The sequence below is a fragment of the Tessaracoccus sp. MC1627 genome (assembly GCF_014164725.1).
GTDB lineage: Bacteria > Actinomycetota > Actinomycetes > Propionibacteriales > Propionibacteriaceae > Arachnia.
Genome location: NZ_JACJGA010000005.1, coordinates 232,449 through 248,194 on the forward strand (window position 1 = coordinate 232,449; position 15,746 = coordinate 248,194).

Here is a 15,746-nt window from a genome sequence, read left to right on the forward strand (position 1 = left end):
TCCAGGTGACTTCGTGGCCGCTCGGCTGGCTGTCAGGGCGGCCGCTTCGCCCGCCTCAGCCTGCGGAGGTGGGCCACCTTGCGCCACCACATCGTGCGGATTGGTAGGTTCGGGGCATGCGTTGGGTGATCCGGATCCTGCTGGCCTTCGTCGCACTCGCGGTCATCGCCGGCGCCGCCGGCTACTGGTACGCGCGCCCGCTCCTCCTCACCGGCACCGGCTACGCCGCCCACAACGCGTGCGCGCTCACACGGATCGCGGACCGACCCGCCAGCGACGACCTCCCACCCAACCCACTCGTTCCCTACCTGCGCACCAGCACCACCGACGACGGCGCCCGCACCTCCGTCCTGGGAGCGATCGCCGGGCAGCGGGCCTGGTACTCCACCGGCTTCGGCTGCACCCTCGCCGACCGCGCCCCAGACCTCGGCGACCCCACACCCGCCAGCCCCAACGCACTCACCTCGGCGCCCGCGCCCGCCCCCTCCGCGGAGCTCGACGCCGCCGTCGGCCTGGCGTTCGGTGACGACCTCGACGCCGCCGCCCGCGACGACCTGGGCACCCGCGCTGTCGTCGTCCTCCACGACGGGCAACTCGTGGCCGAGCGCTACGCCGACGGCTTCACCGCGCAGACCCCGCAGCTCGGCTGGTCGATGGCCAAGAGCGTGGCCAACCTGTTGACCGGGGTGATGGTGGCCAACGACAGGGTCGCCGTCGACGACGACGCGCTGCGACCGGAGTGGACCGACGCCCGCCGCGACATCACCGTCGACGACCTGATGCGCGGGACGAGCGGACTGCAGTGGGACGAGACCTACGATCTCGGCACACCCATCACCCGGATGCTGTACCTGGAAGAGGACATGGCGGACTATGTCGCGGGGCTGCCGCTGGCCCACACCCCGGGCGACTACCAGCAGTATTCGAGTGGCGGCACGAACCTGCTGTGCGCGGTGCTGACCGAGCGGGCCGGGGTCGACGCCGACCTGCCCCGACGGGGGCTGCTGGTGCCGCTGGGGTTGTCGTCGGCGGTGTGGGAGGCCGACGCGACCGGTACGCCGGTGTGCAGCTCCTACCTCTGGGCGACCCCCCGCGACTGGGCGAGCATGGGGCAGTTCGCGCTGCAGGACGGTGTGTGGGAGGGGGGCCGGCTGCTGCCGGAGGGGTGGATGGCGGCGTCCACGACGGTGACGGAGGTCGCCGAGAGCGAGGAGGTGGGGTACGCGGCCGGATGGTGGGTCAATCAGCTGCCCGACGGGTCGCTCGTCGATGGTTCGCTCCCGGCTGATGCCTACTGGGCGACGGGACACGACGGGCAGCGGATGTACGTGGTGCCGTCGGCTGGCCTGGTGGTGGTGCGGTTGGGGTTCAGCCCGGATGTCGCGGGGGAGGATCTTCGGGTGGGCGCACTGGTGGCGGAGTTGGTGTCGCGGCTGGGGTGATCGGGCGCGAAGCGCGGAAACGTGCCAGGACTGACACCCACCCCACCCTGCCTTCAGCGTGGCTGCCACCACTAGGGACCCGTCTCCGCTGGGTCCGGGCACCACAGACCTTGCTGCGGAGGGTGCACTCGCTGAAGCCTGACTCGCCGCGCCGGAGGTTCCGGAACGAAGACATCGAACCTCCGGTTGTCATGCGTCCGAGTGTGGACTGGGCCCATCCGTGTGGGATCCCCCGGGGGGCTTCAGGCGTCCCTGCGCTCGAACCAGAGCCAGGCCGTCGTCAGGACCGCGACGCCGACGCCCGCGGCGAGGAACGTCCACGCGGGGATCAACAGCGACGCGGTGCTGACTGCGTAGGGCGCGAGAAATCCGATGTAGGTGAGGCTGTAAACCACGGCGGTCGTCGGGGCCATCAGGTGCGGCGGCGTGTGGTGCTCGACGATCGTGATGCTGCCGACCATGAGGAGGCCGTGCGCCGCCCCCAACACCACCGCGGCGGGAACCAGCCACAGGGGGTGGGGGAACAACGCGGCGGCGGTCGCGACCATCATGCCGAGGGTCAGCACGGCCATGCCCAGCGGTGGCGTCCGGCCCGGGTCATGGTGGGCGTAGCGTCGGACCGACGGCTGCACCATCACGCTGGTGCCGAGGGTGAGTCCTGCGGTCAGGCCCGCGGCGGCCACGCGGGGCAGGCCAGGGACAGGGCCCACTAGGGCTGGGGTCACGGCGAAGGCGACCGTCGCGGCCCCGAACACCCAGGGCGCGGAGGGCACGATCAGCTTCCAGAACCAGCCGTGCATCAAGTGCCGCGCGGCGGCCGCGACCGTTGGGGTGGGCTGGTCGGACGTGTCGAGCTCGGGCGCGTTCCAGACGATGGCCGCGGCGACGGCCTGCACGATCAGGTGCACCGCGTAGGCGAGCTGGAGCGGTGCCGGGAACCACTGCGCGAGGAGGCCGGCGACCATGGGTCCGATCGCGAAGCCGGCCGTCAACGCCACCGTGGAACGGCGGGCGCCCGTCCCCAGCGGCAGCCCGGCGGACAGCTCCTTCACCCACGCCGTGCCGGGCGCCATGACGAACCCGACCCCGATCCCGGACGCGATGCGCCCGGCGAACAGCAGCCCGGGGGAGTCGGCGCCGAGCAGCAACAGGGCGCTGCCCAGCAGCATCAGCACCGAGGAGATCCGCACCATCAGGCGCTTGCCCTGGTGCTGCGACATCCACGCAGCGGCGAGCAGGGCGGGCACGAGGCCCCCGACGTACGCGGCGAACATGCCCGTCACCAGTTGCTCGGACAGCCCTCGCTCGTCCCGGTAGACAAGCAGCATCGGCGCGAACTGGTTGGCGCCCCAGCCCGCGGCCAGCATGGCCAGCGCCACCCGCCGCCAGGTGCGAGGGGTGGCGGTGGCCAGCAGGGCGTCCATGCGCCCATCCTCCCGCGTCGGGACGTTGGCCGCCCGGTCCGCCAAGTAGCCGACGCGATGGTCCGCGACTTCGAAGGAGATGTGCTCGACCCCCCGGGGGCCGGGGGCCGGGGACTCGGCCTCGGGCTTGACGCAACGGAATACGGGCGTATCCTGAATACATTCGTATTCCAGGAGGCCTCGTGTCCATCCATCTCGCACCCAGAACCGATCCCGCCGCCACGGCCCGCCCGCTGGCCACCTGGGACACCCGCCACCCGTGGCGGGTCGCTGCCGCCGTCGGGCTGGGAGGGGTGCTGCTGACGGCGTTCGGCATGGGGATCGTCGACGCGCGGGGGCTGGACGGCGCGACAGCTCTGATCGTCCCGGCCGCGTTCGTCGGACTCTCCGCCATTCTGGGGTTGCTGGTGATGTGGCGGTCCCGTCCGCCGATGGCTGACTACGGCTTCCGTCGGCCCGAGGGCGTGAACCGGGTCTTCTGGGCTCTCCCGCTGATTGCCGTGGTGGTGATCGTGATCGCCACCTCTGACATCCGGCTGGTCCCCGCGACACTCGCCGCCTCAACCCTGCTGGCGGTCGCCGTCGGCTTCAACGAGGAGATCTGGTTCCGCGGCCTGCTTCTGGCCGCCCTCCGCCAGCTCGGTGCGCGCCGCTCCATCATCGCGTCCTCGGCGATCTTCGGTGCCCTGCATCTGACCAACGTCTTCACCGGTCAACCTCTGCCCCACCTGCTGGCGCAGTTCGCGTTCGCCTGCCTGGTCGGCTTCGTGCTGGCCGAGGTCGTCGCGCTGACCGGCAGCCTGTGGGTCGGAATCGTGTGGCACGTGGTCTACGACGCGGTGGCGTTCACCGTCGTCGACGACTTCACCGACCGCGGGTTGGTGGGGCTGACGGTGATCGTCGTGATTCTGACCGCCTACGCTGCCTGGCTATGGCGGGCGCTCCCTGTGGACGGGCCGCGTGTCGCGGTGGCAGGCTGACCCGGTGCAGCTGACTCCGCGACAGACCGAGTTCGCCGACGCCGCCCTGCGGATGCTGGTGCGCGAGGGCATGGCGGCGGTGAGCTTCCGGACGGTCGCGGCGGAGGCGGGGATGTCGGTGGGGGCGGTGCAGAAGGCGTTCCCCACCAAGGACGAGATGCTGCGCGCGATGTTCGCGCGGCTGCGGGCGACGGCGTCCGCCCCTGTCCTGTCCGAGCCCGGGAGGCCGACGCTGAGCGGCTGGCTGGTGGACCTCATGGTCGCGGTTCTGCCCCTCGACGGGCCCCGTCGTGCCGCCGAGTTGCAGGGTGCCGCGTTCGCCGAGCGGGCCGCCTTCGACCCCGCCATCGCCGACGCGGTGGCGTCGTCGGACCGGGAATTGAGGGCTGCGATCGCCGGGCTGGTGAACCGGGCCCGGGCAGAGGGGGAGGTGCCGGGGTGGGTGGACGCGGACGCCGTCGGGTGGGGGGTGCTGGCGTTCATGCAGGGGATGTCAAGCCAGCTGCTGTACGACCCGGCGCCCGAGGATGAGGTCCGACGGCAGTGCGAGTGGGTCGTCGACGGGCTGCTCAGCTGAGTCGCCGGGAGGGACGCTCAGCCGACGGTGACCACCACTTGGGCGTACCTCGTGAGAGCGGGGGTGCCGTCGTCGGTGACCTCGATCACGACCACCGCGCGCTGACCCGGCTGCGCCGTCGACGGGAGGGTGATCGTCGCCTCGAAGCCGTCTGACTCCAGCGTCGGCTCGTCGCTCAGCGTGCCGGCCTCCGCGTAGACCCACCACCTCACCGAGAGCGCGTCCCCGTCGGGGTCGCTGGCCGTGGCGACCAGGGTCGCCGATCCGCCCGGGGCGAGGGTCACATCGGCCGGGCCCGACACCACGGGCGCGTGGTTTGCTCCGCGGTAGTCCGGCGTGATGCCCCAGTCGGCGCGCGCCGCGAAGTCGTTCTGAAAAGCGGCAGTCCAGCGGGCGACCGTGTGGAGACGCTGGTCGAGCCCGGCGTGGGGATTGTGGTCCTCCCCGGCGACGAAGGTGTGCGGGTTCGCCTCTGTGGCCACGAGCCGGCCGCCCCAACCGCCCAGGCTCGGATCTTCGACGAAGCGCAGGCCGGTGGGGATGAGGCCCATGAAAGCAGGGGTGTCGCCCTCGCCGGTCCAGTCCAGCCGCTCGAAACCGCCGATGAGGTCGAACATCTTGAAACGCGACGGGTCCTTGGCCATGCCGGGCTGCCAGCCGGGGTTGTCGCCCTCGCCCTCGAAGTAGGTGCCGTCGCCGATCAGCCCGTAGTGGGCGAGCACCGGGCCGTGGCCGTACTTGATGTTGGGCGCCCAGAACGAGGCCTGGTAGTAGGGCAGGACCTCGGGGGAGGCGAACCTGCGGGAGAACGACGTGAACCCGCCGAAGGCTCCGTCGAAGTCGAGCAGCGGGATGTCGGGCCACGCCTCGGCGATGTAGTCGGCGTAGGCGGTGTCCTGCTGGCCGATGCTGAGGATGACCGCCTTGCGGACGACGGCCGCGCGGATCTCCGCCCAGTCGCTTGAGTCGATGTGCTCGAGTTCGATGCTGAGCAGTGCGCGGGCGATCGTGTTGGTCCCGCCCCAGACCTGCAGGTAGAGCGGGCGCGGGTCGTCGTCGAGGAGGGCCGCCTTGATCAGGTTGGACCCCTCGGTGTCGGCGCTGAAGTCGCTCTCGAAAGCGATGTTGCCGACCGCGACGGTGGCCCAGAGGTCGGCGGGGGAGGGGTACGACTGGTCGTGCCGCAGAAGGTTCGGGTAGATCTGGGCGTAGTCCTCGAGGATGATCCGCTCCATCCAGCCCATAGGCTCCCAGCGCCAGGTCAGGGCATCGTCGGAGCGGGCCTCGCTGCCGGCGGTCTCGCCCATGAAGCTGGTGAGCACCCCCGCCTCCTGCGCCTCGCGGAGGGTGTGGAGGCCGTCGCCCTGCCAGTGGTGGACCGACGAGTTGTAGATCAGTCCGACGATGTCCAGCTCGTTGGCGTAGTAGAGGAGCCGCAGGAACGAGTTGATGTCGTCGGCTTCGCTGTCTGTGGTGATGATCGTCCGGGGACGCGAGGCTGGCGGGACCGACTGCGGGGCTGGGATGTGCTGCACAGCGACAGCATAACACTGCGGTATCGAATAGGTATGCAGAGCAGGCCCTGATTCAGGGGGTGCGTGCGCCGATCCACGGCTTTCGGGCGCAACCAGCCCGGAATCGGGGTGGGATGGATGCCCCCGACCTGCAACTTGCTATCCATGGCGCGGCTTCTGCGCATATACACAGAAGCCGCGCTATGGATAGCAGGTTGCAGATGGTCGGAAGCCAATTACAGGCGCTGACGGTGGGAGCGGCCGAGTCGTCAGGTGTGGGCGGAGCCCAGAACCCTCAAGAGAGGGGCGTAGTGGTTCTCGATGGCGGCCCGATAGGCCGGCAGGTCCCGGGCGACGGCGGCGTCCAGCATTGCCCGGTGGGCCGCCACCGTGTCCGCGATGTCTCGCGGCGTCGGAACGCCCAGGCGGGGGCCCAGACGCGTGTGCACGTCCCAGAAGGCCCCCACCAGCTCCGCGTAGAGCTCGTTGTTCAGCATCGAGGCCAGCGTGAGGTGGAAGGCGCGATCCTCAGCGGCGAATGGTTCGCTGAGCCTGCTGTGTTCAGCCATCGCGTCACACAGCCGGCTCAGCTCAACGGCAGCGTCGTCGTCCATGTGCTCGACCACCGTCGGAGCCAGCGTGTGGTCCAGTCCGCTGCGCACCTCGACGATCTGCCGTAGGGACTCGAAATCCTGGCCCGGCAGCACCACGCCCCGGAACGCCAATCCCTCGACCAGCGGCCGCAGCGACATCTGCCCGACGAAGGTGCCCGTCCCGTGGCGCACCTCAAGGATGTCCAGGGCGCCCGTGATCCGCATCGAGCCGTGGTGGTCCGGGGCGAGGCGCAGGAACCTGTTCCGGTGCGCGGCGCGCTCCTCCCGCGCGAGGCGCTTGGCCTCGTCGGCGTCGGCGCGGTCTGGGTCGATGATCTCTGCCATCCGCGAAGCGAGGGTCCGCAGCTCGGAGGGGCCCAGTTCGTCGACCCACGACAGGATCTCCGTCTGGCATTGCTCGAGCTCCGCGGGGCTCAGCCGGGCGGGCAGTCGGCGCAGCCCGTCGGTGATCGCTTCGGCCTGTGCGGGGGAGATCAGCCCGGCCTGCAGGGCGTTCAGGATCAGGCGGAACCGTTCGGAGAGGTCCGCGGCGAGCCGGATCGTGGCCTTGGCCTGCGTGGGGGTGTGACGGGTGGATGAGGTGACGGCGTCGAGGACCTTGGTGGCCTCGGGCATGAAGCGGGCCTGGTCCAGGACGGCCAGCCGGAGCCCGGCCAGGTGTGCTTCGGTCTGGGCCAGGGCCTCGAGGAAACCGCTGACGCTCTCCGGGCCGGCGGCTGTGGCGGCGCGGGCGGAATCCCAGGCGGCAGCCATGAACTGCTGCTCAAGCTCCCACACCCCCGCGTCGTTCATACGCACTATTACATCGTCCCCCACTGACAGAAACGGCCCCCGGGGCGCCCCATCGGGACCAATCTTGGTCACAGTTCGATAACGCTTCCTTGAGGCTGTCGGGCACTGGTCAACTTGCCGTCTGACGGCAGTCCGCGATGAACCGGTGCTGGGAAGCGGGCGGTCGGTGGTGGGTGAGGAACTGGGTCCCCGGCCACGGGGGCTCTGCATCCTGCTACGTAGAGCGCGCCTTCTGCGTATATACACACTTGCCGCCCTCTGGATAGCAAGTTGCAGAGGTGGGGAGCCCAAAGCAGCGTCCTGAGCCACGGATAAGCCCACCGCGCGTTCAGCCCGCTCCTCGTAGCCGCCGCCAGCACCGCTAGGGCTCGTGCGTCGCAGGCGGCGGCGAAGTGGCCGTCGCCGGCCCCCTCTACAAGCGACCTCCGCGGGGGTAGGCTCGATCGTTAAGATCCTTCGGCTGGAGCCACCCATGCCCACCGCCCCAGAGTTGAACCTTCCGGACGGTGCCGAGCGCGCCCGGATCCAGAAGCGGACGCTCACCGTCGTCGTCGCCAGCCAGGTGCTCGGCGGAGCGGGGCTTGCTGCCGGGGTCACCGTCGGGGCGCTGCTGGCCCAGGAGATGCTGGGTTCCGAGGGCCTCGCCGGCATCCCGACGGCGCTGTTCACCCTCGGCGCGGCATTGACCGCTTTCCTGGTCGGGCGCACAACAGACCGGTGGGGTCGACGCACCGGCCTGAGCCTCGGATTCGGGGCGGGCGGGCTCGGAGCGATCGGCGTGGTGGTCGCGGCGGTCGTCGGGAGCGTGCCCCTGCTGTTCGCGTCCCTGTTCGTCTACGGCGCCGGCACCGCGACCACGCTCCAGGCCCGCTACGCCGGGGCGGACCTGGCCCTCCCCGACAGGCGTGGGACCGCCGTGAGCATCGCGATGGTGTCCACGACGCTCGGGGCGGTGGCGGGCCCGAACCTGGTCCAGCCGCTGGGCGTCCTCGCCGAGTCCCTCGGTATCCCGGCCCTTGCCGGGCCGTTCCTGCTGGCCGCTGCGGCCTTCCTCGGGGCGGGTCTGGTGCTCTTCATGTTCCTCCGCCCAGACCCCTACCTGCTCGCCAAGGTGCTCGAGAACCCCAGCCAGAGCGTCGAGGGGTCAGCGTCGACGTTGCCGCCAGTGGCCGTGGGCGCCTACGTCGGCGCCACCGTCATGGTGCTCACGCAGGTCGCGATGACGGCGATCATGACCATGACCCCCGTGCACATGCGCGCGCACGACCACCAGCTGGGGTCCGTCGGCCTGGTGATCGGGCTGCACATCGCGGCGATGTTCCTCCCCTCACCGCTGACGGGAATGCTGGTGGACAGGCTGGGGCGGACACCGATGGCGGTCGCGGCCGGGGTGACTCTGCTGACGGCTGGAGGGGTCGCGGCTTTGGCGCCGGGTGACTCGCTCGGCCCCCTCATTCTCGCCCTCGTCCTGCTGGGGCTGGGATGGAACTTCGGTCTGATCTCGGGCACCGCTCTGGTCATCGACGCGACGGCGCCCGGCAACCGGGCGCGGGTGCAGGGGAGCGTCGACGTGCTCATCGCCCTGGCCGGCGCCGGCGGCGGGGTGATGTCCGGCGTGGTGGTCGCGGCAACCGACTATGCCTTCCTGTCGCTGTCCGGCGGGCTGTTGGCGTTGCTGCTCGTCCCCGTCCTGTTCTGGGCCCGCGCGGCGAGTCATATACGTACGTTCTGATAGAGTCGCGCCAGTCGACGACGGCGAGGGGACACCATGGAGCGCAGCGCGACCCGACGGCACGACCCCGAGCGTCGCGGCCGGATCATCGCCGCGACCCTCGATCTCATCGCCGAGCACGGAGTGGCGGGGGCCACGTACCGGACGGTCGCGGCGGCTGCGGACATTCCCCTCGGCTCGATGACCTACCACTTCCCCACTCGGGAGGACCTGATCTTTGCCGCCTTCGAGCGGTTCGCCGACGAGAGCTTCTCGCCCCTCGACCGCGCCATGGCCACACCGGGCACCGACCCCGTCGACGCGCTCACCCACCTCGTCCTCGAGGACGACGGAGACGTCCGGACGAAGGTCCTTCTGGCCGAGCTCTACGTGCTGGCGTTCCGGCAGGAGCGCTACGCGGACCTGATGCGCCAGTGGATGCGCCGGTCCCGCGACGCCATCGCGCAGCGGGTCGACGGGGTCAGCCCCCGTGCCATCGACGCGGTCCAGGAGGGCCTCGGCCTACAGCGCTGGCTCGCCCCCGACGAGGTGACCGAGGACATCGTGCGGCACGTCTTCCTAGCGCTGATCCCCGAACCCCCCACCCAGCCGTCGGCCCCTGAGCAGGAGTAGAACCATGAACGCGATCCCCTTCAACGACGGCTGGTCCTACCGCCTGCCGCTCGGCCCGTTCGCCGCGGCCAACGGCGAGGGCGCCGAGCCCACGCCGGTCCGGCTCCCGCACGACGCCCTCCGCGACACCGAACGCACCCCCGATGCTCCCGGTAGGGGTGCCGGCGCCTACTACCCGCAGGCCGGCTTCACCTACCTCAAGACCTTCCAGGTTCCAGAGGAGTGGCGCGGGAAGCTTGTGCGCCTCGAGATCCAAGGCGCCTACCGTCGCGCCCAGGTCTTCCTCAATGATGAGTTCGCCGGCAACCGTGCCGACGGGTACGCCCGCGCCTTCGTCGACCTCACCCCGTACCTCCGCTATGGCCAGGACAACGAGCTACGCCTTGAGGTGCGCTCCGGCCAGGACTCGCGCTGGTACTCCGGCGCTGGCCTGCACCGGCCGGTCGTCCTCCACGTCGACGAGCCCGTCCACGTCGTTCCAGACGGTGTGGCCGTGACGACAGTGCGCGTGGAGGACGACCAGGCGGTGGTCGACGTCGTGACCACGATGCGGAACGCCGGCATGGCCACGGCCACCGTGGTCGCTGAGACGGTGCTGCGCGACGCCGACGGCGGGGAGGTTGAGCGCGACGCCACGCCGTCGACGCTCGCCCCGGGGGAGACCGCCCTAGTCAGGCAACGGTTCTACGTCCAGCAGCCCCGCCTGTGGAGCCCGGACCACCCGTGGCTCTACACCGCCCAGGTGTCGCTGGACGGCGCTCCCACACAGGTGAGGTTCGGCATCCGCACCGTCACCGTCGACCCCCGCAAGGGCCTTCGGATCAACGGCGAGCCCGTCCTGCTGCGCGGCGCCTGCCTCCACGCGGACAACGGGCCCCTCGGCGCCGCCGCCATCGGGCGCGCCGACGAGCGCCGCATCGAGCTGCTCAAGGAGGCCGGATTCAACGCCATCCGCACCGCCCACAACCCAGCCTCGCCCGCGATGCTCGACGCCTGCGACCGGCTTGGGATGATGGTGATGGACGAGGCCTTTGACATGTGGACCCGCTTCAAGACCCCGTACGACTACGCCGCGGACTTCCCGCAGTGGTGGGCTGCCGACCTCGAGGCAATGGTGGCCAAGGACCGCAACCATGCATCCGTGATCATGTACTCCATCGGCAACGAGATCGCCGAGGTGGGCACCCCGCACGGCGCCCGCTGGGCCAGGCGGATGGCCGAGCACGTCCGCGACCTCGACCCCACGCGGCTGGTCACCAACGGCATCAACCCGTTCCTGGCGGTGATCGACGAGGTGCCCGCGATCGCCGAGGAGTCCGGCGGTCTGAACGAGATGATGGCCGCGGAAGGGGGCCCGTTCGCCATTGTCAGCGCCAGCGAGTCGGCCGGAAGGCGCACCGCGGAGTCCAGCGCCCCGCTCGACGTGCTTGGACTCAACTACGCGGAGTCGCGCTACGCCATCGACGAGGACCTGTTCCCGCACCGCGTGATCGTGGGGTCGGAGACCTTCCCGTCCCAGATCGGCCGCTTGTGGCCAATGGTCAAGGATGCGCCGAACGTGATCGGTGACTTCACCTGGACCGGCTGGGACTATCTCGGCGAGGTGGGGATCGGCGCGACGGCGTACGCCGAAGACCCCGATGCGGTCCCGGGGCTGGAGCGCGAGTACCCGTACCTGACGGCGTGGTGCGGGGATCTCGACATCACCGGTTGGCGGCGCCCCGTCTCCTACTACCGCGAGGTCGTGTTCGGCCTCCGCACCGAGCCCTACCTCGCCGTCCAGCGGCCGGAGCACCACGGGCACACCATCACGATGCAGTCGCCGTGGGGCTGGAGCGATTCGGTCTCGTCGTGGACGTGGCCGGGCTTCGAGGGCAAGCCAATCGTCGTCGAGGTCTATGCCGATGCCGACGAGGTGGCGCTGCTGCTCGACGGGGTGGAGGTGTCGCGGGCGACGACGGGGGAGAAGCTCCCGAGCGTGGCCACGCTGGAGACCGCCTACCGCGCCGGCGAGCTGACCGCCGTCGCATACCGGGACGGCGAGGAGGCGGGCCGCACCAGCATCGCCACCGCGACGACGCCCGCCCGCCTGACCGCGACCGCAGACCGCGCCGACCTGCGAAACGACGACGCCGACCTCGCGTTCGTCGCCATCGAACTGCGCGATGACAACGGCGTTCTCGTCACGACGGCGGACCGGGCGGTCACCGTCGAGGTGGAGGGGGCCGGGGTGCTGGCCGGCATGTGCAGCGCAAACCCGAAGACGGCCGAGCGTTTCGACGCCGACACGTGGCGCACGTTCGACGGCCGGGCACTGGCCGTGGTGCGGCCTTCCGGGGCGGGAGAAATGACCGTGACGGTGTCGGCCGACGGGCTGGAGCCGGTGCGGCTGACCCTGACGGTGGCCTGAATCGCCCTCGCCCAGCCGGGCGGCTGAGCGTATGCCATGATGCTCGGGAGCAGGGGGGCGACGATGAGGCGCTGTCGATCGTGTGGGAATCCGACCGTGGGCGAGCTGTGCCCGCAGTGCCAGGCGGGGTTCGGTCCGCCGGGCCAGCAGCCCTCCGCCCAACTGCCCCAGGGCCAGCAGCCACCGCCCGGCCAAGGCCCCGGGTTCATCTACCCACAGACTCCGCCTCCGCAGCAGGGCTACCCGCAGCCGTGGGCGTACGCCGCGACACCACCGCCCCCGGAGCCCGCGAAGACTGGCCGGGCAACGGTGGCCATCGTCGTGGGTCTCGTGGTGCTCGTCCTGGCCGCGGGGGTCGGCATGGTGATGATGATGCTGGGAGGTGACTCCGACCTGGCCGCGGACACCGCCGTCGCGACACCCGCCCCAGTGACGACGGTCTTCGTCTCCGTGGAGCCGTCGCCAGAGTCAGAGCCAGAGCCCGAGCCGGTCGCCGCGCCCGCGACCACCGTCGCATCCAGCCCGGATCTGCCCGCGCCCGCCGCGACCCAGGCAGCCGTCGAGCCCATCGTCGAGGAGCCGGTGGGTGATGCCCCGCCCGCGGCGCCGCAGGTGTTCGAGCGCTACTACCCGCTCTATCGGGGTGACCAGGGCACGGTGGTGACGGCACTGCAGGAGTTGCTCGCGTGGAGGGGGATCCGCACGCTGGCCGACGGCGACTTCGGGCCCGCGACGGAGCGGTCGGTGCGCCTGTGGCAGGCCCAACAAGGGCTGGCGGTCACCGGGGTGGTCGACGACACGACGTGGGCCTCACTGCTGCCGACGCTCAGCCAGGGCTCTGACAGCGACGGCGTGAAGGTGCTGCAGCGAATGCTCAACTACTGGGGTTACGAGACAGTGGTCGACGGTGACTTCGGCCCGCAGACCGACGCCGCAGTCAGGGCGTTCCAGATGTGGCGGGGCATCCCCGTCGACGGGTTGGTCGGGCCCGTCACCTGGTCGGCTCTGCTCGCCTGAGTGGTGGAGAGCGGCGCCGCCCTTTGACCGGCGGATCTGGTGGCGTAGTCGCGACCAGATCCCCCACCCAGTCACGGACCAGGTGGCACTCGCTCGGCCGGGGGGTGGAGCAGCGCGTCCGTGTCGTCGACCATCTGCTGAAGTATGTGGGCCGACCGCACGAGGTAGAAGCCGTCGGTGACCCGCTCGTCGATCGTGTAGACGACGTCCACGCGGCGCCGGGCGACGATGGCGCCAGACTCGTCGACCACCGGCTCGGGACGAATGGTGCCGATAGAGACGAACACGCCCGCGGTTCCGTGTCGATACAGGTGGTGGAACGGCGCCTCGGCCTTCAGCGAGCCCATGTTGACGAGGTAGGCGCTGGCGTACGTGGGGATGGCATCCTGCAGTATCTTCGGCAGCCGGTTGATGGAGTCCAGCGCCCATGCCGTTCTGGCGACGGCGGCGATCACCGGGCCTGGGAGCCGGACAAGCTGCGACACCAGCCTGTCGCTCTCGTTGCGGGTGTGGTTGCGCGCCCGGGTCAGCGCCTCGTCGACCATGGTGCGCACCTCGTCGACGGTCTCGAGTCCCGTGAACGTGATCTGCGCCTGGACCTCGTCGGCCTCGTCGGTGAGGGCCTTCTTCACCGTGAACGCGAAGGAGATGTCGCGGTGCTCGTAGGTGCGCCGCCCGGAGATGAACCGGTTGAGCTCCGGGCGCTGGTGGAAGAGCCGGGCCAGCGCGGTGAGGAAGACGTGGAAGAAGCGGATCTGTTGCTCGGCCGGGCGATGGAGATTGACGTCGTCCAGCCAGGACATCAGCCGCTCCACCTCCAGATACTGGGGGTAGTAGACCGTGGCGTCGAGCCGGGTGGGCATCAGGTGGGGCACCACGCGACGCATCGCGGGAAGGTCGTCGACCAGGCGGCCGTCACGCCGCCCCTTGGCGGGTCGTGCCCCGGTGGAGATCATCGCGTCCTTCGTTGGCGTGGCGGTTTCGGTTGATCCGCTCACCTTAGGTCAGGGGCGGGGCTCAGGGGCCGGTGACTCTCGTGATGGGCGAAAACAGCCTCCCGTGCCGCCAGACGGTGGCCACGAAGTAGGCGAGCAGCAGGCCTCCGATGATGTCGATGGAGTAGTGCCCCTGCGCCAAAAGCAGGCCGGCGACCATGAGCGCGACCATGGCCCATTGGAAGAGACGAAGTCGCGGCCGATCGTCGGGAACCCGGAGGGCGAGCAGGGTGAGCAGGGCCGTGTGGCCGGAGGGGAACGTGCCGAACTGCTCCTGGGGGAAGACGAAGATGCCCTCCCCGTAGGCCGGCGCCAACGGGGTCAGGACGATCATTCCCGCCCGCAGGAGGTACATCAGCGCCACGGCCGTGGCAGCAGCGGGCAACGTCGACGGCGCCGCGCGCCATGTCGCCCACAGGTAGACGCCTATCCCCGCAGCCAGGGCCACCACCGTGAGCCAGCGTGCTGGGGAGACGTAGGGGAGGAGCTCGAACAGCAGGTCGTCGGGGCGGGGAGCGTCGGCGAAGGATCCGACGATCACCTGGTTGGCCAGCCACGTCGCGACGGCGGCCACCACGCCGAGTCCCACCGCCGTCGCCCAGGCAGGGGCCAGGTGAGGGGGGTCTGACCGGTGGTCCATGGACCCAGTCTGCCGCTCGCCGTCACCAGGCGGTCGCGACACTCACCGCGACGACCGCAGTCGCCAGCATCGCGCAGCCGAGCTCGATCAGGATCCCGAGCCCCAGGGCCTTGACCGTCTCCCAGCTCGTGACGGCCGCCTGGCGGAAATTGCGCACCCGGTACCACTCGGCAAGCAGCAGGCCGATCACGAAACCGATCGGCAGACCGAAGCCCGGCAGCACGAACATCCCGACGATGCCCAGCAGGAGTCCGACCGTGATCGGCCACTTCGGGATCTGCCGCTGCTGCAGCGACCGGCCTGTGAGCAGCCAGCTGCTCAGCCCGCCGACGACCAGCAGCACCGCGGCCACGCCGAACGCGACCCATCCCCAGCTCGAGGCGCCCCAGATCGCCCAGACGAGGGCCCCGGCGCCGACCATGATGCTGCCCGGCAGCACCGGGAAGACGATGCCCACGAGGCCCACCAGGACCAGAACGACGGCCGCGATGGCGGCGATGACTTCAATGCTCACACGCTCCAGCCTACGGTGCCCGCGAGATCGGTACTGAGGCGAAGAACGATAGCCTAGAGGGCCGAGAAACAGTAGCGTAGAAGACTGAAAAACAGTAGCGTAGAGAGTCGGGAGGCAAGCGACGCCCTGCTGAGCCCGCGCGGCGCGTCCATGACGGGCCCTCTGTTCGAGTCCCTTGTGACGCTGACGGTCCGGGTTGCAGCTCAGGTCCACCGCGCCCGGATCGGGCACCTGCGCACATCGCGAGGGGACAGGGAGATCGATCTTGTCGTCGAGGGACCGGACGGCCAGGTCGTCGCGATAGAGGTCAAGCTGTCTGCGACGGTGGGGGATGCCGACGTTCGCCACCTGCTATGGCTTCGAGACCAGATGCCCGACGATGTCGCGGACCTGGTGGTCGTCACCACCGGTAAGTACGCCTACCGCAGACCAGACGGGGTGGCCGTGATTCCCCTGGGGCTTCTGGGAGCGTGACGGATCACG

Annotated in this window: 14 protein-coding genes; 8 read left to right on the top strand and 6 right to left on the bottom strand. The window is 70.3% G+C overall.

Annotated elements, in window-relative coordinates:
* Window positions 1-116: 116 nt before the first annotated feature.
* Entirely contained in the window at window positions 117-1,442 is a 1,326-nt protein-coding gene (locus H5399_RS12165) for a serine hydrolase (RefSeq protein WP_182783307.1), read from the top strand.
* 242 nt (window positions 1,443-1,684) lie between these two features.
* On the opposite strand, the gene H5399_RS12170 is transcribed toward H5399_RS12165, so the two are convergent.
* Entirely contained in the window at window positions 1,685-2,866 is a 1,182-nt protein-coding gene (locus H5399_RS12170) for an MFS transporter (RefSeq protein ID WP_182783308.1), read from the bottom strand.
* Window positions 2,867-3,048: 182 nt separating this feature from the next.
* Between H5399_RS12170 and H5399_RS12175 the strand changes: the two genes are divergently transcribed.
* Window positions 3,049-3,846 (top strand): CPBP family intramembrane glutamic endopeptidase, encoded by a 798-nt coding sequence (locus H5399_RS12175; protein ID WP_182783309.1) that lies wholly within the window; start codon window positions 3,049-3,051, stop codon window positions 3,844-3,846.
* Window positions 3,847-3,850: 4 nt separating this feature from the next.
* Window positions 3,851-4,423: a TetR/AcrR family transcriptional regulator gene (locus tag H5399_RS12180; protein ID WP_182783310.1), complete on the top strand. Its 573-nt coding sequence runs from the start codon at window positions 3,851-3,853 to the stop codon at window positions 4,421-4,423.
* Window positions 4,424-4,440: 17 nt separating this feature from the next.
* Here the strand turns inward: H5399_RS12180 and H5399_RS12185 are convergent, their stop codons facing one another.
* Together H5399_RS12185 and H5399_RS12190 are read right to left on the bottom strand one after the other, a co-directional pair.
* Complete coding sequence (locus H5399_RS12185; RefSeq protein WP_182783311.1) at window positions 4,441-5,958, bottom strand: DUF1593 domain-containing protein; 1,518 nt, start codon at window positions 5,956-5,958, stop codon at window positions 4,441-4,443.
* Window positions 5,959-6,206: 248 nt separating this feature from the next.
* Window positions 6,207-7,343 carry an FCD domain-containing protein gene (locus H5399_RS12190; RefSeq protein WP_255422313.1) on the bottom strand — a complete coding sequence of 379 codons (1,137 nt, stop codon included), beginning with the start codon at window positions 7,341-7,343 and terminating at the stop codon, window positions 6,207-6,209.
* Window positions 7,344-7,815: 472 nt separating this feature from the next.
* Between H5399_RS12190 and H5399_RS12195 the strand changes: the two genes are divergently transcribed.
* From H5399_RS12195 to H5399_RS12210, 4 genes are all read left to right on the top strand, one after another.
* A complete protein-coding gene (locus tag H5399_RS12195) occupies window positions 7,816-9,075 on the top strand; it encodes an MFS transporter (RefSeq protein ID WP_182783313.1) in 1,260 nt (419 codons plus the stop codon).
* A gap of 36 nt (window positions 9,076-9,111) precedes the next feature.
* Window positions 9,112-9,687: a TetR/AcrR family transcriptional regulator gene (locus H5399_RS12200; RefSeq protein WP_182783314.1), complete on the top strand. Its 576-nt coding sequence runs from the start codon at window positions 9,112-9,114 to the stop codon at window positions 9,685-9,687.
* A 4-nt stretch (window positions 9,688-9,691) separates the two neighbouring features.
* Window positions 9,692-12,097: a glycoside hydrolase family 2 TIM barrel-domain containing protein gene (locus H5399_RS12205; RefSeq protein WP_182783315.1), complete on the top strand. Its 2,406-nt coding sequence runs from the start codon at window positions 9,692-9,694 to the stop codon at window positions 12,095-12,097.
* Window positions 12,098-12,193: 96 nt separating this feature from the next.
* Window positions 12,194-13,114 (top strand): peptidoglycan-binding protein, encoded by a 921-nt coding sequence (locus tag H5399_RS12210; RefSeq protein ID WP_182783316.1) that lies wholly within the window; start codon window positions 12,194-12,196, stop codon window positions 13,112-13,114.
* 71 nt (window positions 13,115-13,185) lie between these two features.
* On the opposite strand, the gene H5399_RS12215 is transcribed toward H5399_RS12210, so the two are convergent.
* The 3 genes from H5399_RS12215 to H5399_RS12225 are packed head-to-tail and all read right to left on the bottom strand — an operon-like array spanning window position 13,186 to window position 15,263.
* On the bottom strand, window positions 13,186-14,112 hold the full coding sequence (locus H5399_RS12215; RefSeq protein ID WP_182783317.1) for a hypothetical protein: 927 nt from the start codon (window positions 14,110-14,112) through the stop codon (window positions 13,186-13,188).
* A gap of 19 nt (window positions 14,113-14,131) precedes the next feature.
* Window positions 14,132-14,749, bottom strand: a complete 618-nt coding sequence (locus H5399_RS12220) for a phosphatase PAP2 family protein (RefSeq protein WP_182783318.1) — start codon at window positions 14,747-14,749, stop codon at window positions 14,132-14,134.
* Between the two features lie 22 nt (window positions 14,750-14,771).
* Window positions 14,772-15,263, bottom strand: coding sequence for a DUF456 domain-containing protein (locus H5399_RS12225; RefSeq protein WP_220489138.1), 492 nt, complete (start codon window positions 15,261-15,263; stop codon window positions 14,772-14,774).
* Between the two features lie 150 nt (window positions 15,264-15,413).
* Between H5399_RS12225 and H5399_RS12230 the strand changes: the two genes are divergently transcribed.
* Window positions 15,414-15,737 carry a DUF4143 domain-containing protein gene (locus H5399_RS12230; RefSeq protein ID WP_182783319.1) on the top strand — a complete coding sequence of 108 codons (324 nt, stop codon included), beginning with the start codon at window positions 15,414-15,416 and terminating at the stop codon, window positions 15,735-15,737.
* The last annotated feature ends 9 nt before the right edge of the window (window positions 15,738-15,746 follow it).